The following is a 25460-nucleotide window of genomic DNA, read 5'->3' as shown; positions in this document are numbered from 1 at the left end:
CAATGATAAATATAATTAAACCTGCTGTTGCTGATGATAAAATTACTCCTATTAAACCTAAAATAATTTTTATAATTTTAAAAAACATAATATTATTCCTGTAATTCTTCTAATTTTCATACATTACCTTTTAAATTACCTTTTCCAGTATAAATAGTAATCCATTTTGCATGTTGAACTGATAAAATTATTATATTAGTACTATCATTAAAGGTTTGTATTTGTACACCAGCAATTTTTTTATTAGTTATAATAAATTCTTGAATAGTATAAACTGAATTATATATACTTCAAGAATAATAAACTCTATAATGTTTATTTTCTTGAAAATCATAAGTAATTTGTCAATTATCTCATTTATTTTTCTCTCTTGTTCCTACATCTTTTCAATTTGAACTACTTGGACTTGGTGTTGGAGGAATATCTTTTAATTCAATATCTCAATTATTTTCTTCTATTTCATTAGTTTCTAAACTTTTTGAATTAATTTTTATAGGTTTATTTATATTAATTACACTTGGTGAAGTAATATCTAATGTATTACTTTTAATTCTATAAATTTTATTATTTGTCTTAGGCTTATATATTTTAGTTCCTAGTTTATTTCCATCTAGATTAGTTACTATTCAAGAATTACCATCAAAATATGATAGTATTAATTCATCATTTTCGGGTTGGACACTTAAATGAGCTTTAATTTCATTAGTAGAATTTGAATAATAACCTGCTGAATCAATAGCTACATTATGGGCTGTTGGTACTGCACCATAAAAGAAAAATACTCCTTTATGTCCTTGACTGTTTGACATATTAGGTGACCAAAAAATTTGATAATATGTATTTCTTGTTAAAATCATTGATTTTTGTTCTTCTCATTGTGGATTATTTAAAAAATCTTGTGGTGTTACTAAATAAGAACTTACAGATATTACATTATCTTCTGTAAGATTAATGCCATGACCAGTACTTAATTTATTTTGTTTAGTATTAGTTAAAGCTGTAATATTTTTTTGTTGTTTAGCAGAAAAATCACAAGTTGGAGCATGTGTATAATCACCAATTTGTGGATTATTTTGTAATGCTTCTGGTGGTAATGTTCCAATTTCATCAGGTCAATCTAAAATCATTGTTTCAGTTTCTTTATCGTAATCTGTTGCAACATAACCTTTATTAATAAATTTACTAACAGAACCTCTATATATTTCATTTTCATTATCATCAACTAAATCATCATATAATTTAATTTGTTTTAATAATGTAAATTCTTTTTGTTGTTCAATTAATTCATCAACTTGATTTCTAGTATAAAATGCTTTTAAGTCAATTTTTTCAACATCTATTTCATCATCATTATAACTTGAAAATATTTGTTTTAATTCAGTTAATCTTGCTCATATTTTCATTCTACTAGGTGCTAAATCTCAAACATTAATCGTAGGAGTACTATTTGCACTAAATTGACTACCATTATTAAATTGAATAGTAGCATCAACATTAAATTCAATTGGTGTACGATTAAATACTCAATGTTCAACCATAACATAAACCATATCTCTTAATGTTTCTTTAATTAATTCATCTTTAAAACTATCAAAGGGAAATTTAGATAAAATAAAATCAAGATAAGCATTAATATCATTTTGAGCACGAATAGCAAAAGTTTTAAATCAATCATTAACATTAGGTCATGTTTGTATATATTGCTGTGGTGTTTCTGTAATTTTTCCAGTTAATGGATATCAGTTATTATAATTTTCTAGACTGACACCAGTTCAAAGTTTATTAATCATAATTTATCATTCCTTAAAAAATGCTTGTTTATAATGATGAGTATGTTTTTTTGTTTTTTTATGTGTTATATGTTCAATTTCTTTTTGTATTTTATTTTTGCCTTTTTTTAATTTTTTCTTACTTTTTGCTATAACTTGACTATATGCAAATTTTTCTAAATGATGTAATAATCCCGTACCAAATAAAGTATTTACTGAAAATTTTAAACCAACATTTTTAAATGATTTGTTAATATTTTCAATAGGATTATTAATAACATTTACTACTTTATGATAAGTTCTAATAGTTCTAAATATTTCTCTATAAACTTTAAAACTATCTCTAATTACTTGTTGAATAACTGGTGGAGCAAATACTATTGCTTTTAATCATTTATTTTGATTAACTCCATAACCAATGTATCAACCACTATATCAACGATATCAATGGAATGGATGTAGTTGAGTAACAAAAGTTTTTGCTTTAAGAATACTATCAACAACTGTAATTGGTTTATATTTAGGATTGCGATGATAAATAGTAATTGCACATTTATCTAATGATAAAGGTTGAATTTTACAACCCATAAATACTGGGGAATTTAATGGAATTAATTGTGCATGTTTAATTGCTTTTTTCTCTGCACTAGTAAATAAATCAGTTGCTTTTTCTTTTAATTTATTAATTTTTTCAAATGCTTGTTTTTCTAACTTTTCAAATTTTTCTTGTAATTTATATATACTTTCTCGTAATTTTTCAAAATATGGAGTATCTTTTCAAAATTTATTTAAACCTTTTTTTAAATAAAATCTAATATCAAAATATTTAAAACTTTGATTTGCTTTTAAAACAAGTTGATGAATAACATTATTTTTAAAATTAAATTTAATAGAATTAGCACGAATTTTTTGTAAATCTAAAATTAAAGTTTTTCCATATCTATTTTCTGTGTGTATTGTATGAACTAAATTTAATCAATCATGTTGGTTCATAGATAATACTTTTTTTAAATCAGTATTATATTTTTTTAAAAAATTATTTGCTTTTTCAATATCTTTGATTTTAAATTTAGGAGTTAATTGTGAACTTAATTTTATTAATGTATTTTGTAATAATAAGTAATCTTTTAACTCCTGTGCTTCTAATTTTTGAAAATTATTTTTATATTGTCTTTCAGCAATATAACCTAAATCTCGTAATACTGTTTCACGATTAGGAGTAAAACTATAATTCATTAAATAACGTTTATTACCAATAATTTTATCTGTTAAAATTTCTTTTCCACCTACTTGACTAATAATTTCTTGTAAGTTTTTTACTTCTTTAATACCAACTTGTTCTAATGTTTTAGTTTCTTGTGCTAATTTAATAAATTTAGTTGTACGATAACCACGACTAATTTTATTCAGTCCAGCAAATGCAGGTAGTATATTAAAGAAAGTATTTAATTTTGTTACATTTCCTTTCAAATAATCATAAACTTGATTAATAGTAAAATCAGTTGTAGCATAAATACCAAAATTAATAGTACTTGCAATAAAATCACTTGCACCTAATCCAAGGGCTACACTTTCACTTAATCCACCAGTAAAAGGAGCAAGTGCTACTGCTATAACTTGTACACCAATCATTTCTAAAATTTCTCATCAAAAACTTTTATTTTCTTGTTGTTTACTTGTTCTAGTATGTTTTGGTTTATTTATGTTTAAAAGTATTGCTGTACTAGTTGTACCAATTGGCATGATATTAATTTCCTTTATTTAAGAGTTATTTTAATTGGATTTGTTGAACCTTTATAATTTAAATCATTAACATTTGAAGAAATAACTATGTATAAGTCACCTGCTTTTTGTTTTTGATTACTTACATTAGTTTTACCTTGTGCATCACTAAAATATTTAATAGTTGGATTTGTTAAATTTGGATTTAATGATTTAAGTTCATTAGTACTTTTGATTTCTGTATTTAATTCATTATTATTGTTATTAACATTTGCAGTAATATTAGTTGTTAAAGTTGTAATCTTAGTTTTTAAATCAGTTTTTTCTGTTTTAATAACTCCACATAACATTCAACGTGATGTTTTTTCATTATTAGAAATATATGGGATTGCTTCTCCAACAACTTCACCAGCAACTTTATATGCTCTTCCTGCTTTATCATCTTTAATAAAATCTACATAAATAACTGTATTTTCTATCATGTATCTTTTCATTGCTCTTGGTGTTGCTAAAATAAAGGTCATTAATTGTTGTTCATTTTTATCATTAGTAAAAATCATATAGTCATCAAGAACGATTTCACATAATACGCCTTTTACATATAAATTATTTCCATTTAAACGTAATTGTTGTGCCAACTGATTATCGGTAATTAAACCTTTATTATCTGCTAAATAAACTAAACTATCATAAAGACCATTAGTAATAAAAAATTTACTATTTGCAATGTTTCTAAATTGAAACAAAGTATTTCAAGCAGATAACATTGATTTTAAATAGCCTACTGGTCTTGTATCTTCAATATCGATTTTAGTAACAAATTTTGCAATTGCTTGTGTATCATCAATTGCTAATTTATCTGCTAAATCATTTGCAACTTCATATTGCATACTATCTAATAAATTTTGTCCATTATTTGCTTTTAAATCTACATCTGCAATAATTTCTCCTGCAAGATATTTTTTAGTTATTTTTTTACTAATTTTATCTGTATCAACATATGGTAATTCATATCTTTTACTTTTATCATCCCAAGCAATAATTTTTACTTCCGGTTTTTTTGGTTTTTTAACAATAAACTCAATATTTACTGAGTCAACAATTTCAGTAGGAAAAAAGTTTGCCCATGGACTATTTGAAATTTTAAAAAACTCTATAAATTCTGGTGCTTCTACTAATCTCTCTGTATTGTCTAAATTTTGATTAAATGGTACTGACATTTTATTTCTTCCTTTCGTTTATAAATAATTTTTCTTTTTATAATTAATTAAAAAATTTTCTTTATCATTTGTTTTATTATTATTAATAATTATTTGTTTATTGCCACCTGTATTAATTATTTCTTTAAATACTGGTTGTTCTTTAACCATTTTTTTAATAGTTTCTTCAATTTTTGAATTTTCTAAATTATTAGTTTTAAATTTTAAATAATCATAAAATTCAGTTTTAACTTGATATTTTTTAAATATATTAATCATTTCTTTTTCTTTAATTTCTTGATTAAGTTTATTTAACTTATTTTCTGCTTCATTAACTTTATTTTCTATTTCTTGTTGAGCATTATTTTCAGTTAAAGATTCAGTTGTTTGTTGAACATTATTTTCATTTTCTAACATTTAACATTCTCCTAATCTTATCCCAATAATCAATCTTTAACTAATTGTGGCATTTCACTTATTAGTTTTTTATAATCATTAACAGCATTTTCTAATGTATTGATATCAGAAAATTTAAAACAATTATCAATATGTAAATCAAAATCTCTATCAATACTGATATCTTGTTTTCTATATTTTTCATTAAATTCAATTTTTGTCATATTATTTTTCTCCTTTATTAATTTTTTCGTTTAATTTTGCTAATTTTTTTTGATGTTTTATAATTTTGTTATTTGCTCTAACATGTTTTGGAGTTGTGATAAATCTTTTTAATAAAACAATAATTTCTCTGCAAATTAATATTCCAATACTTGTTCCAATAATTATTAATTCATGTAAAAATTCTTTCATGTGAATATTTTCCTTTCAACTATTTATTTTTAATTTTTAATTATTCATCAAATTGACCACCATTAATTCTTTCAATCATCGATTTTGAATTACTTATAATGCTTACTAATAAGGCAATTTCTTTATTTAATTGTTCCATTCTCTCTTTATATGTATGAATTTCATTATTATAATATTCAAGTATTTTTTCTTTATTCATAAATTATTCACCTCCTTTATAAACTCATGTGATTATAATCTCAATTTAATGAAGCATTATCATGATTTAATGGTACTTCGCTCATATTATGACTACCATAATATTGACTTGCAGTTTCACTATTAATAGTAAATCTATTATCATTAATTAGTCTTGCAGTTTCATTATTAAATGGTGTTTCTTGCATTTCTTGAATATGATTTGTAGTTTCCATAGGTAGTAAATTATGAATAATTTCACTTGCACCAGCAATTATGGTAGGTACTGCATAAGCATTATTAAAATCATTATTTATACCCATAGCAACACCACTTGATATTAAACATCCACCAGTAGCCATATTACAAATCTTTCTTATTGTTTCAAATTTATTAGGTATTAACTCAGTTAATCCACTAATAAGATTTGAAATACCATAAGCATTTAAACTAATATATGTATCTCAATCCATTAATAACTGATTTTCTTGTTTATTTAATAGTAATCATGGCGGACCTTCTGTTGTAGTTGTGATTGGAGCTGGTGTTGTTGGAATAATAGGATTAATATTATTTTCAGTTCATTTACTATAATTTGCTAATCCAATTGTTCCTAAACCTAGTAATATTTTTTTACTACTATTAATTAATTTAGTTTTAGTATTTGGTCTTTGATTTAAATTTCAAATATCTAAACCTAATTTTTTACCAAATAATAAACTATTAATTGAACCTAATACTGGATTTGCAATTACTTGACCATAATAAGCACTTGTACCAATCATTGCACAAATTGGACTTATTCCAGTTCTAATTAATTTAGTTAAAGTATAATTTGATTGTGTATTTTCTATACTTGGCATTTTATTCTCCTTTAATTTCTAATTTTTTAACTGTTACTTTAATTCAATCTTGATAAACATCATTATCACCAACTATTAATGCAACATTACTTTCTGGGTCAGAAACAATTATGTGTTTTGATTTAACATTTGGATATTGTCTTAAAATAATTGCTCTAATATCATTACTTGTATGAATTGCTTTTGGAAATGGTGATAATATTTCAATTTCATCTTTATTTTCAAACAAAGTAGGTAATATTATCATTAATTATTCTCCTTATTTTTAATTTGATTAGCAATTTCACTTAATATTTTCAATACTTTATATTCATTTTTTAATTCTTTAATAATAAATATTAAAAATATTATTAGTGTTATACTTGTTATTAATATTGGTGCTATTAATAAAATTTTTCATAATATCATTTTTTACTCTTTTCATTTTTTAAATCATTTAACATTGATTGAACAAAATGCACGATTTTAGGAATGTTTAAAGTGTTAAAGATTTGACCAGTTACAATAATTTCATCGTTTTTGTTTAATAAAATACATCGTCTATAAAATTTTGGGTTATTAAAAATTAAAGTAACATAATTTAATCCATTTCATTGACCACGAACACTATAATATAATTCCTTATTACCTTTTTCGTAATATTTTGCTTCAATAGTGTTACTCAGTTTTACTTTTAATTTGATATAATTTTCTTTATCTTTCATTTTTATAATTTCCTTAAATAATTATCAAAAATCAATATTTTCTTATGATTTTTTAAATAATATTGAATATGCTTATAAGCATCTTGTTCATGTTTTGTTAATTTTATATTTCCTTTATAATTTGTTATTTTATTTTTATTTTTTGGGTGGTTTTCTAGATAATCTCAGTTGAAAACATTTTGTACTAATACCATTAATGCACCAATAATTTTAGGAGTTGCTAATGGATTAGTTAATAATTGTTTTGAACTTAAAAAGAAATTTTCTACAATAACTAGCTGAATTATACTTGTAAGTGCAAGTAAATAAAATTGCAAAAAATTCTCATATAAAAATTTCATAATGCTAAATTTAGTTTAGAAAAAAGTAAGGAGTTTTTATATGAGTTATAAACATCTTGGCATAGATGAAAGGATTTATATTGAGAATCAATTGAAATTTAAATTTAAAATTAGTGAAATAGCTAAAAATCTTAATCGAAGTATTAGTACTATTATTTGAGAAATTAATAGAAATAAAGATAATAATCATTATTTTTCATTAATTGCACAAAATAAAGCTGAAAATCGAAAACAATCACATATTAGTTTTCATAAGTTTAAAAATAAGAATTTAGTAAAATATGTACAACAAAAATTACTATTAGGTTGATCACCTGAACAAATTTATGGCAGAATTAAAAATTTTCATAAGGAGTGAGTTATTAGTTTTAAAACAATTTATACTTGAATTTATTTTGGAATGCTTGATAAAGTTACTAGTAAAAATTTAAGAAGAAAAGGTAAAAAACGAAAATCTAAAGAAAATCGTGGCAAGTTTAATGGTAAATCAATTAAAGAACGAGATATAAATGTTAATGATCGTATAACACTTGGTCATTGAGAAGGAGATATTATAGTATCATCAAGAGGCAAAAGCAAATCATGTTTAATAACTTTAGTTGAAAGAGTATCACGATTTACTTTAGCAATATTAGTTAAAAACAGAACTACTAAAGTTATTAATAAAAATGTCAGTTATTATTTATCAATTCTTCCTAAAAACATTGTTAAAACTATTACTTTTGATCGTGGCAAAGAATTTTCAAATTGACAACAACTTAAAAAAAATTTAGATGTAAAAATTTATTTTGCCAATCCATATTCACCTTGACAAAGAGGTACTAATGAAAATACTAATGGTTTAATTAGAGAAAAATTTCCTAAAAAATTTATTTTTTCAAAAACTAATAAAAATGAAGTTCATAAATTTATATTGTCTTTAAATCAAAGACCGAGAAAAATATTAAATTATCTTTCACCAATCGAATATTTGGATAGAAAAATAATTTAGTTGCACTTACCTTTACAATTTAGCATCATCAGTATTAAAGAATAAATAATCTAATTTATGTTGTTTACATGTTCAACAAAAATACTTTTTCATAATAGTTCTTTCTAATATATTCTGTTGCTTGTAGCATAAAGAATATATATTTTTATTTTTATATTATTAATACTATTCGTTTTATTCATTCCAGAAATTCTGGGCTCAAAAATAAATTGTGAAATTTTAAAAAACATTGAGGCATTCGATTCAATATTTATTTAATTTGTGTTTAACAAATTAATACTTTAATTGAACCGGCACCGCTCATTTTTTTTTACAAGTTTGAAATTTATTTTCTCGCCCAAAAAATTTTTCAAAAAAAATAAAAAATAAAACCAACACTTGCTCACTGGGGAGTGGCAAGGTTGGTTAAATAAAGAATAGAATTAATACAATAGGTCCCTACAACAGGTCTATATACACTAGTTTCCAATTCGCTCCCACCCCAAGAATTACCATTAATGGTTAGTATATTTTATTAGGTATCACTCCACTTTTTATTTATACATGCAAGTCCACATGTTCTAGCTACTATTTTTAACAACTGTGTTGTAGTTCACTTTTTTAGTTCCCTAACACGTGTTGATAATAGCGTTAAAGAGGGTTATTAATTATTAACTTTCTCCTACTTGGTCACTGCGTGTAGTAGATATTTAAAGGATGTTAATAATAAAAATTTTAAAATTTTACAATTACAAAAAAAGACAAGATTTTTATTCTCGTCTTTTGTCATTTATTTTTAATTTAAGGGTTTAAAAAAGAAAGGAGCTATTTTTAAAACTTTTTAGTTATTGACATCTTCAACATGCTCCCAAGGAGAACTTGTTGATCAAAACCATCAAATCTTCTCTGTCTTTTTGGCACTATTACAGGAGTAAAATTACTATTACGATCTCGTGGTACATCAATCTCAATTTTACCTTGTTGAGTTATTAATTTTTTTGAACTTATACCATTACGAGCATTGTCACTATTACTATATTGATTTTTTTCATATCCTAAATAATTTTGCATCTCAGAATTCAACATTTTTTCAACTAAACATTTTGTTAATTCTTTATATAAACCCCCTTCTTTAAAAACTGTTGTTAAATCTTCAGTATTTTCTAATAATAAATCTACTGCTTTTGATATTGGATCATTATTATTAAAGTTATCTTTTTTAGCCATCTATAACTCACTCTTTCTAGTCATTTAATTATATTTACTAGAATTAATTAAACATAGTTATTTTTGTAAGTTATACAGATTACTAAACATTACCTTTATTTTCATCAAAAACCAACTTATGAATAATTTTTTGGGTTTGTATCAAAACCAATAAAAACCTTTTTTATTCACTTACTTAATATTAGTAATATTGGACCAAAAACTGCTTTAAGATTACTAAATCAACTATCACTTGATAGTATTAAGTTGGCTATAAGCAAACAAGATTATAAGATATTGCAACAGTGTAAAGGTATAACTCATAAAATTGCTAATAATATTATTAATTATTTTAGTAATCATATTAAACTAGTAAGTAATTTAAGAACTAGTCAAAATGAAAAATCAGATTTAGTATTTGATACATTATTAAAATTAGGTTTTAGTTCAATAGTAATTAATAATTTTTTATTAAGAAATATTAATTGAGATTTGGAAGTTGAAGAAATTATTGCATTAGCTATTAAGGAAATAAAATATGGGTATTAGTAGTTTTAATAATTTTGTTGGACAAAATAATGTTATTGAACGTATTCTAATTTTAATCAAAGGTAGTAAAATTCAAAATATTGCTTTAAGTCATATTTTATTAATTGGTCCTCCTGGTATTGGAAAAACAACTATTGCACGATTAATAGCAGAAGAATTGCAAGTAAATTTTCATAGTTTAGAAGGAACAAGCATTAATAAAACTAGCGATATTATTAGTATTTTAGCAAATATCAAACAATCTGATATAGTTTTTATTGATGAAATTCATGTTGTTAACTATGAAATATTAGAAGTATTATATTCTGCATTAGAAGGTAATTTTATTAATATTATGATTGGTAAAGATTATAATAATAAATTTGTTAAAATTAATTTACCCTCTTTTACATTTATTGGTGCTACTAATAAAGTAGGAATCTTAACTAAAGCGTTGATAAGTCGTATTCCTAATATTTTACAATTATCTGATTATAATTATCAGGATATTAAAAGTATTATTTCACAAGTTTCTTTAAGTTTAAATTGAAAATTAGAAAATAATATAATAAATATTATTGCTAATCATTGTCGTAATATTCCGCGACTCATTATTAACATCATTAAACAATTGTATAATTATTGTGTTGTTATGAATGTAGATTTAAATGAAACTAATATTTTGCAAATTTTATTTTTTTTGCAAATTTATCCTTTAGGTTTAAATAGTTTACAATTGGCATATTTAGCATTGTTTAATAATGTAAATTTAGATAAAAGTTTGAGTATTGAAACTATTTGTCAACTTTTGAATGAAGAAAGAAAAAATCTTGAAATTCATTATGAACCTTGACTTATTCATTGTGGTTTAATTACTAAGACAACTAAGGGTCGTAAAATAACAATTATTGGTAAAGAGTATATTAATAATAATATAATTTTATTTAGAAAATAATTATTTTTGATATTACTGTAAAACAATTGTTATTTATAACGAATGTTGGTATTCTTATATAGTGCTTAAATAATATACAATCTATGTTTATACAAATAAAATGATTTAGGAGTGAAGAAATATGAACACTTCTTCTAGGACAAGAAAAACTAAAAATTTTGGATTTTTTTTAAGGATTTTTAGTTTAATAATTATTGTTTCTGCAATAATAATTTCAGTAGTGTTTAGTGCTAAATATGTTGAAAATAATAGTAAATTAAGTATTGAGTTTGCTGGTGGTTATCAAACACAAGTTCAATATGAGGGTAAAAGTAAACAAAAAGATGTTATTAATTTATTAAAAGATAGAGTTGACCCTTTAGGTACTAGTAACGTTTATATTGAAAGCATTACTAGCAATAATAATAAGTATAATTTAGCGTTGAGTAAAGATGCGGGAGTTGATATTTCTACTTTTGTTCACAGTGTATCACGACGTGGTTATTCTTATATTGTTGATAAAGATGGTAATGACTTATTAGCAACCGAAAAGAAAGATGACAAAGCTACTACTTGAACAAAAAGAGATAAAAGATTATTAACTAGTGATGTTTTTTCTGCTATTAAAGCTGTTAATAATTCTGTTACTCATCGCCCAGAACTTGTTTTTGATGTTAAAAATGATTCAGTTTTAAAAAAACTTACTTCTGCCAAAGAAAATACATTTTATATTTATTCAGATATTGGTCAGTTATTAGATTATATTCGAAGTAGTATGGAGGGTATTCGCTCCCTTGCTTTTATAATTGATAATCTTAAAAATGATACTGATGGTAAGATTAAAGCATCATTAACATCATTATTAGATAATAATACACCAGGTCTTGGTAAAGGTACTGATATTTTAGCTAGAGCTAAAGCACAAGACCCTACTTTAGCACGACTATTAAATCCTAATCAAAATGGTCAATTTGGTATTAATTGAATTTATTCTGATAATTTAGGTTCAGTTCATAGTCTTTCTGTTGATACTAATGATGAAAAAAATACATATGATCCTGCTAATCGCTTTGATCCTTTTGCTTCTCCTATTGTTGGTTCACCTATGAATGCATGATTGCCTTATATTAAAGATTTATTACGTTTACCAGATGTTTCAGATATTTTACATGAAGATGTTATTGATTATCGTTATATTCCATATTGAGTTGGTGAAGTTAAAGTAACTAACAATAGTATTTCAATTAATTCAGATACTTTTAATCTTGAAACAGTTGAACAAATGAAAAGTGTTTTAACATCAGGATTGTCAAAAAATAATTTTACTATGTTATCTTATGCTAATGTTAGTCCAACGCTAGGTGCAACATCTTTAAAAATTGCAGTTGTTATTATTATATTAGTTACCTTTGTTCTTATGACTATTGTTCTGTTTTATTATCGTATGTTAGGAGTTATTGTTCTAATTATAATATCATTATTTTTATTATTTACTATTGTTAGTTTTGTTTTCATTAATGGCATAATTGCTCCTGAAAGCGTAATTGCTTTAATTATTGGTTTTGCACTATTATTAGATACGATTATTAATTTGTTGGAACGTTTTAAAAATGAATATATGCAAGGTAAAACTTTGATTAGTGCTTTTAAATCAGCAAATAAGAAAACATTATCTTCTTCATTAGATTGTAGCGCTATTATTTTAATTGTTAATTTAACTATTTTCTGATTTGGAACTCGTGCTATCAAAGGTTTTATTATTATGACTTCTATTGCTACTTTTGGTGTAATTATTTTTGGAATTATCTTATTAAGATTAATGTTATGAACATTATTACGAAATAACTGGTTAGAAAATAAACCTCAACTTTTAGGAACTAATAATATTAGTAGAAAAAGCACTATAGTTTTAAATAATTCAATAGATACAAATAATATTAAAAGTAGTGATAAAAAAATAAAAAAACAATTAATTTCAGAAAAATGTCAGCTTCAAATTAATTTTAAAAATAAAGTTAAAGAATTAATTAAAAAATTTAAAGTTGATAAACAGCAATTAAAAAAAGAACATAGTAAATCAAGATCAGTTTATAAGTCAAAAGTAAAAGATTTAAAATTAAATCTTTCACAAGAAATTAATAAATTGAAACAAGAATTAATTAATGCATTAAAACCGTTAAAAATTCAAATAGTTAAAGCAAAAGACAAAAAAATATTAGTTATTAATTTTAAAAATGTTTTTTCAAAACTTAAAATAAGTAACTGAAATTATTTTCATAAATTAACAAAATGAATTCTTTCAGGCTCTGCTGTTATTGTTCTTGCTTCAGGTATTACTTATGGTGTAATTGGTTCAAATTTTGGTTCTGGTTTTGATCAACAAACTGATTTTGTTGGAATGGGTACAATTACTCAAGATCCAAGTGATCCTAGTTACAATATTATTAAAGAAGCAGAATTAGCAAAAGATTTTATTAGTAAAGAAATTCAAAATAATAGTCAATTTAGTAAATATTTTAAAAATATTAATTTTTCCTTAATTGCTGGTGGTGAAGGAAAATCATATCAGTTTAAAATTATTGTTCAAACAACAGTAAATTCTCAAAGTATGCAGCAAAGGTTTAAGAATTTTTTAGGGGAGATTACTAGAAATTGAAAACAAGAATCTATTTTACAATGAGGAGAAATTGATCTAGTTGTTGCTAAGTCAGGTGTAGATTTATTAGTTAATATGATTATTTCAATTGCTTTATCTTTTATTGTTATTTTAATTTATATTATTATTAGATTTCAATTAACTTATGTTATTCCTTTAATTTTAGCTATTATTTTTAGTTTACTAATGACACTTGCTATTATTAGTATTTTCCAAATTGTAATTTCTACTTCAATTGTTGGAATATTATTGGAAGTAATGATTTTAACAATAATTAGTATTATGTCAATTTTTGATAATATTCGTGAAATTAAGATTAATAATAATCAAACACAAGTTATTAGCACAGAAGAAATAATTGAAATTTCAAATAAAAGTGTTCAAAAGGCTTTACCAAGAACATTAGTTATTAATGGTGTAGTATTAATAACATCAGTAATTGTTATGTTTATTATTCCTAGTTTCTGAATAGTTAGTTTATCATTATTAATAGGTTGTATAGTAAGTTTAGTATCATCTTACTTTATTGCTCCTTTTATTTGAATTTATTTTGAGAAATGAAGAGTTTATAGATATAAAAAACGTATTAATAAAATTAAAAAACATTTCATTGGTGCAGATGAATATGTTATTAAAGGTATTAATGAATAGGTGGTTGCAATGACAAAAGAATCATTAAAAAAAATTATTATTAATATTCCTGATTTTCCAATTAAAGGTATCCAATTTAAAGATATTAACCCAATATTAAGTAATCCAGAAGCATTTCAAAGTGTTGTTAATATTTTTGTAGATTTTATTAAAAAATGTGGAGCAACAGCAATTTTAGCACCTGAAGCAAGAGGATTTATTTTTGGTGCTGCTATAGCATATAAGTTGGGTATCAAATTAGTTCTTGCACGCAAAAAAGGTAAATTACCAGGTAAAACCTATAAAGTAACTTATGATTTAGAGTACGGTACTGCTATATTAGAAATGCAGCAAAATGTACTTTCAACAAAAGATAAAGTAGTAATAATTGATGATTTGATTGCAACTTCGGGAACAATTAATGCTTGTCTTAATTTAATAAAACAAAGTAATGCTCAATCAGTTGGCATTGCTACTTTAATTTCGCTTTCTGAATTTGCTAATAAACATCATTTTGATAATATTCCGCTGTTAGAAATAATTCAGTTTTAATAAGTAGTAAATAATGAATAATTTAACTTGTAAAGATTTTAACCAATTATTAGCGGAAGCAAAAACATTTATCAAAGATCCTAAGCAAATTACAAAAATTAAAGTAGCTTATGAATATGCATTATTAAAACATAAAGATCAATATCGAAAGAATGGTGATCCTTATGTTTATCATGTTTTATCAACAGCATATAATTTAGTATTATGACATTTAGATGTCTCTTCAATACAAGCAGGATTTTTACATGATATTTTAGAAGATACACCAACAACTTTTGATGAGTTAGTAGCAGAATTTGGTTTGGAAGTTGCTAATTTAGTTTTAACTGTAACTAAAGTTAGTCATTTTGCAAAAGAAAAAAGAAATGAAATTAAAGCTAATTATTTACGTAAATTATATTTAAGTTTAGCTCATGATATTCGTGTCATTATTATTAAAATGGCAGATCGTTTACATAATATTAGAACTATTAATTTTTTAAATCCCGAAAAACAAATAATTATTGCTAAAGAAACTTTAGAAGTTTATGCTTCTATTGCTCATCGTCTAGGTATTCGTAAATTACAATCAGAACTAGAAGATCGTTCTTTTGCAATATTACATCCTAAAGAGTATAAAAAAATTGATAATCTTATTAATTTGGATCGTGAAAAACGTGAAAAATTAGTTAATGAAATTATTAAAGAATTAACTAAAACATTATCACAACATAAAAATTTAATTTTTAAAATTTATGGTCGTAGTAAACACTTATATTCTATTTATCGTAAAATGTATTATTTTGGAAAAGATTTTGATGATATACATGATATTTTAGCAATTAGAGTTGTTACTAATTCTATTGATAGTTGTTATGCCATTTTGGGTTATATTCATCAAAGTTTTACTCCTGTTCCGGGTAGATTTAAAGATTATATTGCAACACCAAAAAATAATATGTATCAATCATTACATACATCTGTTGTTTTTGATAATGAAATTTATGAATTACAAATTAGAACTGAAGAAATGGAAGATTTTGCTGAAGCAGGTGCAGCTTCGCATTGAAGATATAAAGAAGGGGAAAATAAAAATCCTAAGAAACGTCAAGCAGAAATTGATGAAAAATTAAATATTTTTCAAGAAATATTAAATTTAAATGACTTAAATCCAAATGTTGATGAAAACATATTAGCAGATAATATTGCCAAAGATAATAATTTAGAAAAAGAAATTCGACAAGATATTTTTAGTGATTTAATTTATGTATTAACTCCAAATGGTAATGTTATAACATTACCATTTGGTTCAACTGTTTTAGATTTTGCTTTTAAAGTTCATACTGAAATTGGTGAAACAACAGTAGGTGCAAGAATAAATGGTATTTATTCTCCTATTAATACTGTTTTAAAATCAGGTGATATTGTTGAAATTAAAACTGCTAAAACTGCACGCCCTTCTCGTGATTGATTAAATATTGTTAAGACCAATTTTGCTCAACATAAAATAAAAAAATATTTAAATAATCAGCAAGAAAAATTTAATCAAGAAAATAAAATTAAAGATACAGAAAACAAAGAGAAAATAAAAAAAACAAAGGAAAAAATAGAAGAATATATTATTGAAAATCACATTCGTTGAAAAATTGCAAAACGTAATGTTATTATATCAAGAATTAGATCATTAAAATATAAAACGTATGAAGATTTTTGCTTAGATGTTGCTAATGGAACTTATACAATTGAACAGGCGGTTACTACTATTTTATATAGTGATTCAGTAACATTTCAAGAATTAAAAACTAAACAACAAACAACAATGAATTTAAGTAGTAATAATGAAATTATTATTGAAAATGCCCCCAATACTAAAACATCATTGGCTCATTGTTGCTTACCTATCCCTGATGAACCAATTGCGGGTTATATTACTAAAGGGCAAGGTATTAAAGTTCATCGTTTAATTTGTCCTAATGTTAGTTTGCCAGAGCGTAAAGAACGTATTATTGATACTAAGTGAAATTTATTAGCAACCAGTCATCATCTTTATAATTCAAAAATTCAAATTCAATATTTAGATCGACCAGCATTGATGACTGATGTTTTAAATATTTTGGGCTATTTAAAGGCACAAATTCAAAGTATTGATGCTAATAATAAGCTTAAGGAAAATCATGGAAGTTTAAAAATTTTAATTAAAGTTTCTAATATTGAACGTTTACATCAAATTATTTCATCAATTAAAAAAATTCCTGATATTATTGCAATAAACAGAATAATTATGTAATATTTTAGTATAATATTTTCAGCATTTAAAAGTAAATTTAGGGTAAACATTAAGAGACAGTGTGGTTGGTGCAAACATTGGTTAACTAATTTTATGACATTAAATTGCTTGTATTATTAATTAATTAAATATGATAAATTATAATTAAGTGCATTTACTTTGTAAATGAATTAGGATGGTACCGCGTTAAGAAACGTTTCTAAAATAAAGGAACGTTTTTTTAGAAGATTTATTTTTTATTAAAAGGAGTAAAAAAAGTATGCAATTTCAAAAAGCAAGAGGAACACGTGATATGTATAATGAAGAGGTTATTATATATCGTAATATTATTAAATCTTTAACACAGTGTGCAATTAAATATAATTATCAAGAATTTATTACTCCTATTTTTGAAAATGCTCAACTATTTTTACGAGCCATGGGAGATACAACTGATATTATTCAGAAAGAAATTTATCAATTTAATGATAAAAATGATAGATTATTAGCTCTTCGTCCTGAAGGAACAGCGGGTATTGTTCGTGCTATAATTGAAAATAAATTATATAAATCTAAGCAAACGTTAAAGTATTTTTATTATGGTTCAATGTTTCGATATGAAAGACCTCAAAAAGGGCGTCAACGTCAATTTAATCAATTTGGTATCGAAACTGTTGGTGTTAAACATCCTTTAGTTGATGTTGAAGTAATGATGATGGCCCTAGAAATGATAAAAAGTTTTTCAATACCAAATTTAACTTTAAATATTAATTATTTTGGATCTAATGAAACAAAAAATAAATACCAAATAGCACTTAAAGAACAATTATTAAATCAAAGTAAGCAATTGTGTGAAAATTGTCAAATTAGAGTTAAAGTATCGCCACTAAGAGTTCTTGATTGTAAAATTTGTACTAAATTAAATTTAGAAATACCATATTTAAATGATTTTTTAACTAATGAAGAAAAAACATATTTTACAACCATTATTAATAGTTTAAAAAATAATAAAGTTAATTTTATTATTGATGAGCATTTAGTTCGTGGTTTAGATTATTATAATGGTATTATTTTTGAAATAACTACTATTGATTCACGAATTGGTGAAAGTCAAAATACTTTACTTGGTGGTGGTAGATATGATAATTTATTTAATGAATTGGGCTCACCATTAAAAATACCTGCTATTGGTTTTGCAATTGGTATTGAAAGATTAATGTTATTATTGGTAGAAAATAAAAATATTAATAAACCACCAATTATTGATTTACAAATTATTGCTTTAAGCGAATTAGGATTAATAATAGCTTCCGATTTATTATTACAATTACGTAAAGAAAATTATCATATTGATATGGAATATAATTTATATCAAGATAAAAATAAGTCACAGATTATTGATCGTAGTTTAGCCAAAAATATACTATTTTTAAAAGAAAAAAATCAGGTTAGTTTTTATTCTTTTGTTAAAAAAGAAATGATAAAATTAATTTTTGATACTGAACAGCAATTGTTTAGTAAGGTTAAAAATCTATTATTAGAGGAGAATGAAGAATATGGAAAAACTCTTTAGAACTCATACATGTGGTAATTTAACGCAGGGTGATATTACAAAAGAAATTATTATTAGTGGTTGAGTTAAAGATATTCGTATTAATAAATTTGGTATTTTTATTGATTTACGTGATATGTATGGAACAACACAAGTCATTGTTAAACCAGATAACGGATATTATCAAGAAATAAAAAATGTTAAAGTTGAATCTGTTTTAAAAGTAATTGGAACAGTTGTCTTACGAAAAAATAAAGATGCAAAAACTGCTAATGATATGATTGAAGTAGTAGCAAAAGATATTGAAATATTAAGCAATTCTATTAATTTACCATTTGTTATTAAAAATGATAATACGCTTGCTAGTGAAGAATTACGTTTACAATATCGCTATTTAGATTTAAGAAGACCAGCAATGAATTATAATATTAAATTTAAACACCAAGTTCTTAGTTGCTTACGAACATTTTTAAATCAAAATAATTTTTTAGAAATTGATACTCCTTGCTTAACAAAATCAACACCAGAAGGTGCTCGTGATTTTTTAGTTCCTGCTCGTATTCAAAAAAAACATTTTTATGCTTTACCACAATCACCACAAATTTATAAGCAATTATTAATGATATCAGGTATTGACAAATATTATCAAATTGCTAAATGTTTTCGTGATGAAGATTTTCGTGCTGATAGACAACCCGAATTTCAACAATTAGACTTAGAAATGGCATTTACTACTAGTAAAGAAATTAAATTAATAGTAGAAAATATGATAATAAGTCTTTTTAATACTTTAAAAATTGGTAATATTCCCTCAACATTTTCATCGATTACCTATGATCAAGCAATGAATTTATATGGTAGTGATAAACCTGATTTGCGTTGTACATGTAAGTTAATAAATATTAATATTAACAATAATAGTGATGGATTTATTTATAAGGGTTTTATAGTTAATGATAAAATGAATGAAACAACTATAAAAAAAATAACAGAAATTAGCAATCAGCATGGAGGAAAAACATTAATAATTTATGACTTAATTAAGAAAAAAATTATTCATAATAATTCTAAAGTAAAGTTTGATGATTTAGTTTTAGCAGAAGAAATATCAAAAATAAAATATAATAATAATTTTTTAATTTTCGTATATGAACAACAAGATGTTGCTAATAAAGTTATGGGTGCTATTAGAAGTTTTTATATTAATGATTTGTCAAAACAAATTAATCATAAAGATTTTATGAATAATATTGAAAACTTTGAATTTATTTGAATTATTGATTGACCAATGTTTGAACAGGAAGAAAATAAATGACAAGCTTGTCATCATCCTTTTACAAGTCCAAAAAATCCTGAAAAATTATTAGATATAAAAAATAAAGATTTAGGAACTTTAACTGCAGATGCTTATGATTTGGTTTTAAATGGTTTTGAAATTGCTGGTGGGAGCATTAGAATTCATGATTATAAATTACAAAAAAAGATTTTTGAATTATTAGATTTAAGTAAAACAGAAATTGAAAATAAATTTGGTTATTTCTTATCAGCTTTTAATTACGGAGTTCCTCCACATGGTGGTATTGCTTTTGGCATTGATCGTTTATTAATGATTTTAATTAAGAATGAATCAATTCGTGATACTATTGCTTTTCCTAAAAATAATCGTGGTATTTGTTTATTAACAAATAGTCCTAGTGAAATTTCATCTGATCAGTTATCAATATTAAATTTGGAATTTAAGAAGTAAAATTTTAATTTTAAAGTGATTAGAAGTTTAATAAAATTAGAAAATATAAATGCTGAATTATACTTGTAAGTGCAAGTAAATAAAATTGCAAAAAATTCTCATATAAAAATTTCATAATGCTAAATTTAGTTTAGAAAAAAGTAAGGAGTTTTTATATAAGTTATAAACATCTTGGCATAGATGAAAGGATTTATATTGAGAATCAATTGAAATTTAAATTTAAAATTATTGAAATAGCTAAAAATCTTAATCGAAGTATTAGTACTATTATTCGAGAAATTAATAGAAATAAAGATAATAATGGTAATGTTTAGTAATCTGTGTAACTTACAAAAATAACTATTTTTAATTAATTCTAGTAAATATAATTAAATGACTAGAAAGAGTGAGTTACAGATGGCTAAAAAAGATAACTTTAATAATAATGATCCAATATCAAAAGCAGTAGATTTATTATTAGAAAATACTGAAGATTTAACAACAGTTTTTAAAGAAGGGGGTTTATATAAAGAATTAACAAAACGTTTAGTTGAAAAAATGTTGAATTCTGAGATGCAAAATTATTTAGGATATGAAAAAAATCAACATAGTAATAGTGACAATGCTCGTAATGGTATAAGTTCAAAAAAATTAATAACTCAACAAGGTAAAATTGAGATTGATGTACCACGAGATCGTAATAGTAATTTTACTCCTGTAATAGTGCCAAAAAGACAGAGAAGATTTGATGGTTTTGATCAACAAGTTCTTTCCTTATATGCAAAAGGTATGACATTATCAGATATTAGAATGCAGTTACAAGAGTTATATCATGGTGCTGATATTAGTGAAAGTGTTATTAGTCAAATTACTGATGATGTGATTGATGATGTCAAAGCATGACAAAATAGACCATTAGAAGGCATTTATCCCATTGTTTATTTTGATTGTATAGTAGTTAAAGTACGACAAGATAAACGCATTATTAACAAATCAGTTTATATAGCTTTAGGTGTTGATTTAGAAGGTAAAAAAGATGTTTTTGGTTTATGAATTAGTGAAAATGAAGGCGCTAAATTTTGATTAGCAAATTTCACAGAAATGAAAAATCGTGGCTTAAATGATATTCTTATTGCTTGTAGTGACAACTTAACAGGCATGTCAGAAGCAATACAATCAGTTTATCCTAAAACTGAACATCAATTATGTATAGTTCATCAAATCAGAAATAGTTTAAAATATGTTTCATACAAACATCGAAAATCACTAGTTACAGATTTAAAGCCAATTTATAATGCATGTAGTGAAGAACAAGCAATGCAAGCTTTAGAATCATTTGAAAATAAATGAAATAAACACTATCCTCAAATTGCTAAATCTTGATATAAAAATTGAGATAATTTAATGATTTTTATTAGTTATTCTCCAGAAATCAAAAGAGTGATTTATACTACAAATGCCATTGAATCTGTTAATAGTCAATTACGAAAAGTCATCAGAAATAAAAAAGTTTTTCCAAATGATATGGCAGTTTTCAAAATATTTTACTTAGTAATTGAAAATATAACAAAAAAATGAACAATGCCCATTCAAAATTGAAATACAGCAATTGCTCATTTTATGATAAAATTTGAAGATAGAATTAATCTGAACTAGTACTTTGCAAAACAAAGAAACACAGATTACTAAAAAGCCTCATTTATCAATTCTTCCTAAAAACATTGTTAAAACTATTACTTTTGATCGTGGCAAAGAATTTTCAAATTGACAACAACTTGAAAAAAATTTAGATGTAAAAATTTATTTTGCCAATCCATATTCACCTTGACAAAGAGGTACTAATGAAAATACTAATGGTTTAATTAGAGAAAAATTTCCTAAAAAATTTATTTTTTCAAAAATTAATAAAAATGAAGTTCATAAATTTATATTGTCTTTAAATCAAAGACCGAAAAAAATATTAAATTATCTTTCACCAATCGAATATTTGGATAGAAAAATAATTTAGTTGCACTTACCTTTACAATTTAGCATTAATAATGAGGCTTTTTAATAATCTGTGTATCTTTGTTTTGCAAAGTACTAGTTCAGATTAATTCTATCTTCAAATTTTATCATAAAATGAGCAATTGCTGTATTTCAATTTTGAATGGGCATTGTTCATTTTTTTGTTATATTTTCAATTACTAAGTAAAATATTTTGAAAACTGCCATATCATTTGGAAAAACTTTTTTATTTCTGATGACTTTTCATAATTGACTATTAACAGATTCAATGGCATTTGTAGTATAAATCACTCTTTTGATTTCTGGAGGATAACTAATAAAAATCATTAAATTATCTCAATTTTTATATCAAGATTTAGCAATTTGAGGATAGTGTTTATTTCATTTATTTTCAAATGATTCTAAAGCTTGCATTGCTTGTTCTTCACTACATGTATTATAAATTGGCTTTAAATCTGTAACTAGTGATTTTCGATGTTTGTATGAAACATATTTTAAACTATTTCTGATTTGATGAACTATACATAATTGATGTTCAGTTTTAGGATAAACTGATTGTATTGCTTCTGACATGCCTGTTAAGTTGTCACTACAAGCAATAAGAATATCATTTAAGCCACGATTTTTCATTTCTGTGAAATTTGCTAATCAAAATTTAGCGCCTTCATTTTCACTAATTCATAAACCTAAAACATCTTTTTTACCTTCTAAATCAACACCTAAAGCTATATAAACTGATTTGTTAATAATGCGTTTATCTTGTCGTACTTTAACTACTATACAATCAAAATAAACAATGGGATAAATGCCTTCTAATGGTCTATTTTGTCATGCTTTGACATCATCAATCACATCATCAGTAATTTGACTAATAACACTTTCACTAATATCAGCACCATGATATAACTCTTGTAACTGCATTCTAATATCTGATAATGTCATACATTTTGCATATAAGGAAAGAACTTGTTGATCAAAACCATCAAATCTTCTCTGTCTTTTTGGCACTATTACAGGAGTAAAATTACTATTACGATCTCGTGGTACATCAATCTCAATTTTACCTTGTTGAGTTATTAATTTTTTTGAACTTATACCATTACGAGCATTGTCACTATTACTATGTTGATTTTTTTCATATCCTAAATAATTTTGCATCTCAGAATTCAACTTTTTTTCAACTAAACGTTTTGTTAATTCTTTATATAAACCCCCTTCTTTAAAAACTGTTGTTAAATCTTCAGTATTTTCTAATAATAAATCTACTGCTTTTGATATTGGATCATTATTATTAAAGTTATCTTTTTTAGCCATCTGTAACTCACTCTTTCTAGTCATTTAATTATATTTACTAGAATTAATTAAACATAGTTATTTTTGTAAGTTACATAGATTACTAAACATTACCTTAATAATTCATTATTTATTTGTTCAATTAATCATTTCATATCATTCATTAATGCATAACAATCACTATCTCAAGTATCATCATATAAATCTAACATTTTAGGTTCATTATTTGAATTTTCTATTTTAGATTTAGATAATCATTGAATTAAACTATATTGTCTTTTAGTTTCTGGACAATTATTTCAATCATAACTTAATATATTTTTAATTAATCCAGTAGTAGTAAAATCAATTCTATCTTTTAAATACATTATTGATTTATCTACTGGTTCAAAATTTAATCAATTCATATTTCTTTTATTTTTTTCTACATTTAAAACATCAATAAATGCTTGACCACCATTACCATAATCAACATAACAAGTAAAACCTTTAAACATAGCAAAATATTTTTGTGCTTCAATTAAATAATAATCAATAATACTATTTGCTAATTCATAAGTATTTTTAAAATGCATTGCTGGTTGACCATTAATATTAGCATTACTATGATAAAATTCACTTACTTTATGCGCTCTTCTTCCATTATGATTTTCACCAATAAATCATAATGAAGCAGCAGTTGGATGACCACTACTACTAGTAGCCATACCAATATCTAAACCACCAGTTATTTTAGAAACTTGAAAATCTAATTTAGTATTTACTTTATCTAAATATCTTGCAAATATAGCATCTTGTAAAACACTAGGTACACCATAATATCAACTTTGTGCTTTAATCGGGTCTAATTCTTTTAATTCTTCTAAATCATTAATTTTATCTTGTTTTAAATTATGTTCATTTAATTTTCAATTTGAATAATGAAATAATTTAAACATTTGATTTTCTTCTATTGATTTTATTTGTTCATTATTAGATTTCATAATTTCTAAATTAAAAGGTACACGTTCATTCATATAAGTAATAAAATATTGATAAATATTATCTGGATTACAACTTCTTATTTTAATAGTTTTTTTTAGCATTACCTAATGCAAAAGTAATTGCTTGAAATTCTGCTTGACTAAATTCATTTGCTTCTTCACATCATTCAATTGCTAAATCAAAACCTTTTATTTCACTACGAGAAAGCCCTTTAAGTGGTATTCTATCATTACTATTACTATATACACCCATAATCTAATAAATGATTTACTACCTTTAAAACGAAAATCTGCTTGTTTATTTGGATATTTTAAATTAAAATCTTTATAATCAAAACCAATATTAATTAATGCTTCATCAATTTCTTTAGTTAATTCATTAATATCTTTATTTAATTTTCTAAAACAATATATAGCAATTGATTTATTAACTTTAATTGAAATAGCAATTAATATTGCTAATTCTTCTGCAATACTATATGTTTTACTTGAATAACGACTTCCACTTAAATTATATTCACTATGAGTAAAATCACTTTTATTTAATAATCAATAACTAATTTCATGTAAATAAGTAAATTCTTTATTCATAA

The 25460-nt window shown here is 23.9% G+C and carries 26 protein-coding genes and 1 pseudogene; 11 read left to right on the top strand and 16 right to left on the bottom strand.

What is annotated here, in order from left to right; all coding sequences use genetic code 4:
- Positions 1 to 92: 92 nt before the first annotated feature.
- The 12 genes from AACK95_RS02080 to AACK95_RS02025 are packed head-to-tail and all read right to left on the bottom strand — an operon-like array spanning position 93 to position 7585.
- On the bottom strand, positions 93 to 1790 hold the full coding sequence (locus AACK95_RS02080; protein ID WP_338980565.1) for a hypothetical protein: 1698 nt from the start codon (positions 1788 to 1790) through the stop codon (positions 93 to 95).
- A 3-nt stretch (positions 1791 to 1793) separates the two neighbouring features.
- A complete protein-coding gene (locus AACK95_RS02075) occupies positions 1794 to 3512 on the bottom strand; it encodes a hypothetical protein (protein ID WP_338980564.1) in 1719 nt (572 codons plus the stop codon).
- Between the two features lie 14 nt (positions 3513 to 3526).
- The gene (locus tag AACK95_RS02070; RefSeq protein WP_338980563.1) at positions 3527 to 4711 is read right to left on the bottom strand and encodes a hypothetical protein; all 1185 of its coding nucleotides are present in this window, start codon (positions 4709 to 4711) and stop codon (positions 3527 to 3529) included.
- Positions 4712 to 4729: 18 nt separating this feature from the next.
- A complete protein-coding gene (locus tag AACK95_RS02065) occupies positions 4730 to 5107 on the bottom strand; it encodes a hypothetical protein (protein WP_338980562.1) in 378 nt (125 codons plus the stop codon).
- Between the two features lie 17 nt (positions 5108 to 5124).
- A complete protein-coding gene (locus AACK95_RS02060; RefSeq protein ID WP_174480219.1) occupies positions 5125 to 5310 on the bottom strand; it encodes a hypothetical protein in 186 nt (61 codons plus the stop codon).
- 1 nt (position 5311) lies between these two features.
- Positions 5312 to 5500: a hypothetical protein gene (locus AACK95_RS02055; protein ID WP_338979693.1), complete on the bottom strand. Its 189-nt coding sequence runs from the start codon at positions 5498 to 5500 to the stop codon at positions 5312 to 5314.
- A gap of 40 nt (positions 5501 to 5540) precedes the next feature.
- The gene (locus AACK95_RS02050; RefSeq protein ID WP_286640945.1) at positions 5541 to 5699 is read right to left on the bottom strand and encodes a hypothetical protein; all 159 of its coding nucleotides are present in this window, start codon (positions 5697 to 5699) and stop codon (positions 5541 to 5543) included.
- 16 nt (positions 5700 to 5715) lie between these two features.
- Positions 5716 to 6540: a hypothetical protein gene (locus AACK95_RS02045; RefSeq protein WP_338980561.1), complete on the bottom strand. Its 825-nt coding sequence runs from the start codon at positions 6538 to 6540 to the stop codon at positions 5716 to 5718.
- A gap of 1 nt (position 6541) precedes the next feature.
- Complete coding sequence (locus AACK95_RS02040) at positions 6542 to 6787, bottom strand: hypothetical protein (protein ID WP_338980560.1); 246 nt, start codon at positions 6785 to 6787, stop codon at positions 6542 to 6544.
- On the bottom strand, positions 6787 to 6948 hold the full coding sequence (locus AACK95_RS02035) for a hypothetical protein (protein WP_338980559.1): 162 nt from the start codon (positions 6946 to 6948) through the stop codon (positions 6787 to 6789). Before AACK95_RS02035 ends, AACK95_RS02040 begins: the two co-directional genes overlap by 1 nt.
- The gene (locus AACK95_RS02030) at positions 6924 to 7244 is read right to left on the bottom strand and encodes a hypothetical protein (protein WP_338980558.1); all 321 of its coding nucleotides are present in this window, start codon (positions 7242 to 7244) and stop codon (positions 6924 to 6926) included. Before AACK95_RS02030 ends, AACK95_RS02035 begins: the two co-directional genes overlap by 25 nt.
- Positions 7245 to 7246: 2 nt before the next feature.
- Complete coding sequence (locus AACK95_RS02025) at positions 7247 to 7585, bottom strand: hypothetical protein (protein WP_338980557.1); 339 nt, start codon at positions 7583 to 7585, stop codon at positions 7247 to 7249.
- A gap of 40 nt (positions 7586 to 7625) precedes the next feature.
- Between AACK95_RS02025 and AACK95_RS02020 the strand changes: the two genes are divergently transcribed.
- Entirely contained in the window at positions 7626 to 8576 is a 951-nt protein-coding gene (locus tag AACK95_RS02020; protein WP_338980556.1) for an IS30 family transposase, read from the top strand.
- 852 nt (positions 8577 to 9428) lie between these two features.
- On the opposite strand, the pseudogene AACK95_RS02015 reads toward AACK95_RS02020, so the two are convergent.
- A pseudogene (locus AACK95_RS02015) lies at positions 9429 to 9782 on the bottom strand (transposase); the annotation flags it as partial.
- Positions 9783 to 9932: 150 nt separating this feature from the next.
- Between AACK95_RS02015 and AACK95_RS02010 the strand changes: the two are divergent.
- The 10 genes from AACK95_RS02010 (at position 9933) to AACK95_RS01965 (ending at position 22592) form a co-directional block, all read left to right on the top strand.
- A complete protein-coding gene (locus AACK95_RS02010) occupies positions 9933 to 10310 on the top strand; it encodes a helix-hairpin-helix domain-containing protein (RefSeq protein ID WP_338980963.1) in 378 nt (125 codons plus the stop codon).
- Entirely contained in the window at positions 10300 to 11244 is a 945-nt protein-coding gene (locus tag AACK95_RS02005; protein ID WP_338980554.1) for an AAA family ATPase, read from the top strand. The genes AACK95_RS02010 and AACK95_RS02005 overlap by 11 nt, the downstream gene beginning before the upstream one ends.
- 121 nt (positions 11245 to 11365) lie before the next feature.
- Positions 11366 to 14530, top strand: a complete 3165-nt coding sequence (gene secDF / locus AACK95_RS02000) for a protein translocase subunit SecDF (protein ID WP_338980553.1) — start codon at positions 11366 to 11368, stop codon at positions 14528 to 14530.
- A gap of 9 nt (positions 14531 to 14539) precedes the next feature.
- Positions 14540 to 15061 (top strand): adenine phosphoribosyltransferase, encoded by a 522-nt coding sequence (locus AACK95_RS01995; RefSeq protein ID WP_252319153.1) that lies wholly within the window; start codon positions 14540 to 14542, stop codon positions 15059 to 15061.
- 13 nt (positions 15062 to 15074) lie between these two features.
- On the top strand, positions 15075 to 17327 hold the full coding sequence (locus tag AACK95_RS01990) for a RelA/SpoT family protein (RefSeq protein ID WP_338980552.1): 2253 nt from the start codon (positions 15075 to 15077) through the stop codon (positions 17325 to 17327).
- 259 nt (positions 17328 to 17586) lie between these two features.
- Entirely contained in the window at positions 17587 to 18879 is a 1293-nt protein-coding gene (gene hisS / locus AACK95_RS01985) for a histidine--tRNA ligase (RefSeq protein ID WP_338980551.1), read from the top strand.
- Positions 18863 to 20605: an aspartate--tRNA ligase gene (gene aspS / locus AACK95_RS01980; RefSeq protein WP_338980550.1), complete on the top strand. Its 1743-nt coding sequence runs from the start codon at positions 18863 to 18865 to the stop codon at positions 20603 to 20605. Before hisS ends, aspS begins: the two co-directional genes overlap by 17 nt.
- Positions 20606 to 20760: 155 nt before the next feature.
- A complete protein-coding gene (locus tag AACK95_RS01975; protein ID WP_338980961.1) occupies positions 20761 to 20919 on the top strand; it encodes a helix-turn-helix domain-containing protein in 159 nt (52 codons plus the stop codon).
- Positions 20920 to 21001: 82 nt separating this feature from the next.
- Complete coding sequence (locus AACK95_RS01970) at positions 21002 to 22240, top strand: IS256 family transposase (protein WP_338980959.1); 1239 nt, start codon at positions 21002 to 21004, stop codon at positions 22238 to 22240.
- Between the two features lie 4 nt (positions 22241 to 22244).
- Positions 22245 to 22592, top strand: a complete 348-nt coding sequence (locus tag AACK95_RS01965) for an IS30 family transposase (protein ID WP_338980549.1) — start codon at positions 22245 to 22247, stop codon at positions 22590 to 22592.
- 74 nt (positions 22593 to 22666) lie between these two features.
- Here AACK95_RS01965 and AACK95_RS01960 read toward each other — a convergent pair whose 3' ends face one another.
- The 3 genes from AACK95_RS01960 to AACK95_RS01950 form a co-directional block, all read right to left on the bottom strand.
- Positions 22667 to 23905 (bottom strand): IS256 family transposase, encoded by a 1239-nt coding sequence (locus AACK95_RS01960; RefSeq protein ID WP_338980956.1) that lies wholly within the window; start codon positions 23903 to 23905, stop codon positions 22667 to 22669.
- Positions 23906 to 23994: 89 nt separating this feature from the next.
- Positions 23995 to 24900 (bottom strand): hypothetical protein, encoded by a 906-nt coding sequence (locus AACK95_RS01955; protein ID WP_338980548.1) that lies wholly within the window; start codon positions 24898 to 24900, stop codon positions 23995 to 23997.
- A 156-nt stretch (positions 24901 to 25056) separates the two neighbouring features.
- The gene (locus AACK95_RS01950) at positions 25057 to 25458 is read right to left on the bottom strand and encodes a hypothetical protein (protein ID WP_338980547.1); all 402 of its coding nucleotides are present in this window, start codon (positions 25456 to 25458) and stop codon (positions 25057 to 25059) included.
- Positions 25459 to 25460: the final 2 nt, after the last annotated feature.

Source organism: Spiroplasma endosymbiont of Lasioglossum malachurum (assembly GCF_964020065.1).
Taxonomy (GTDB): Bacteria; Bacillota_I; Bacilli_A; order Mycoplasmatales; family VBWQ01; genus Spiroplasma_E.
Note: the sequence above shows the minus strand (reverse complement) of the source record. Positions and strands in the feature narration are given on the sequence as shown.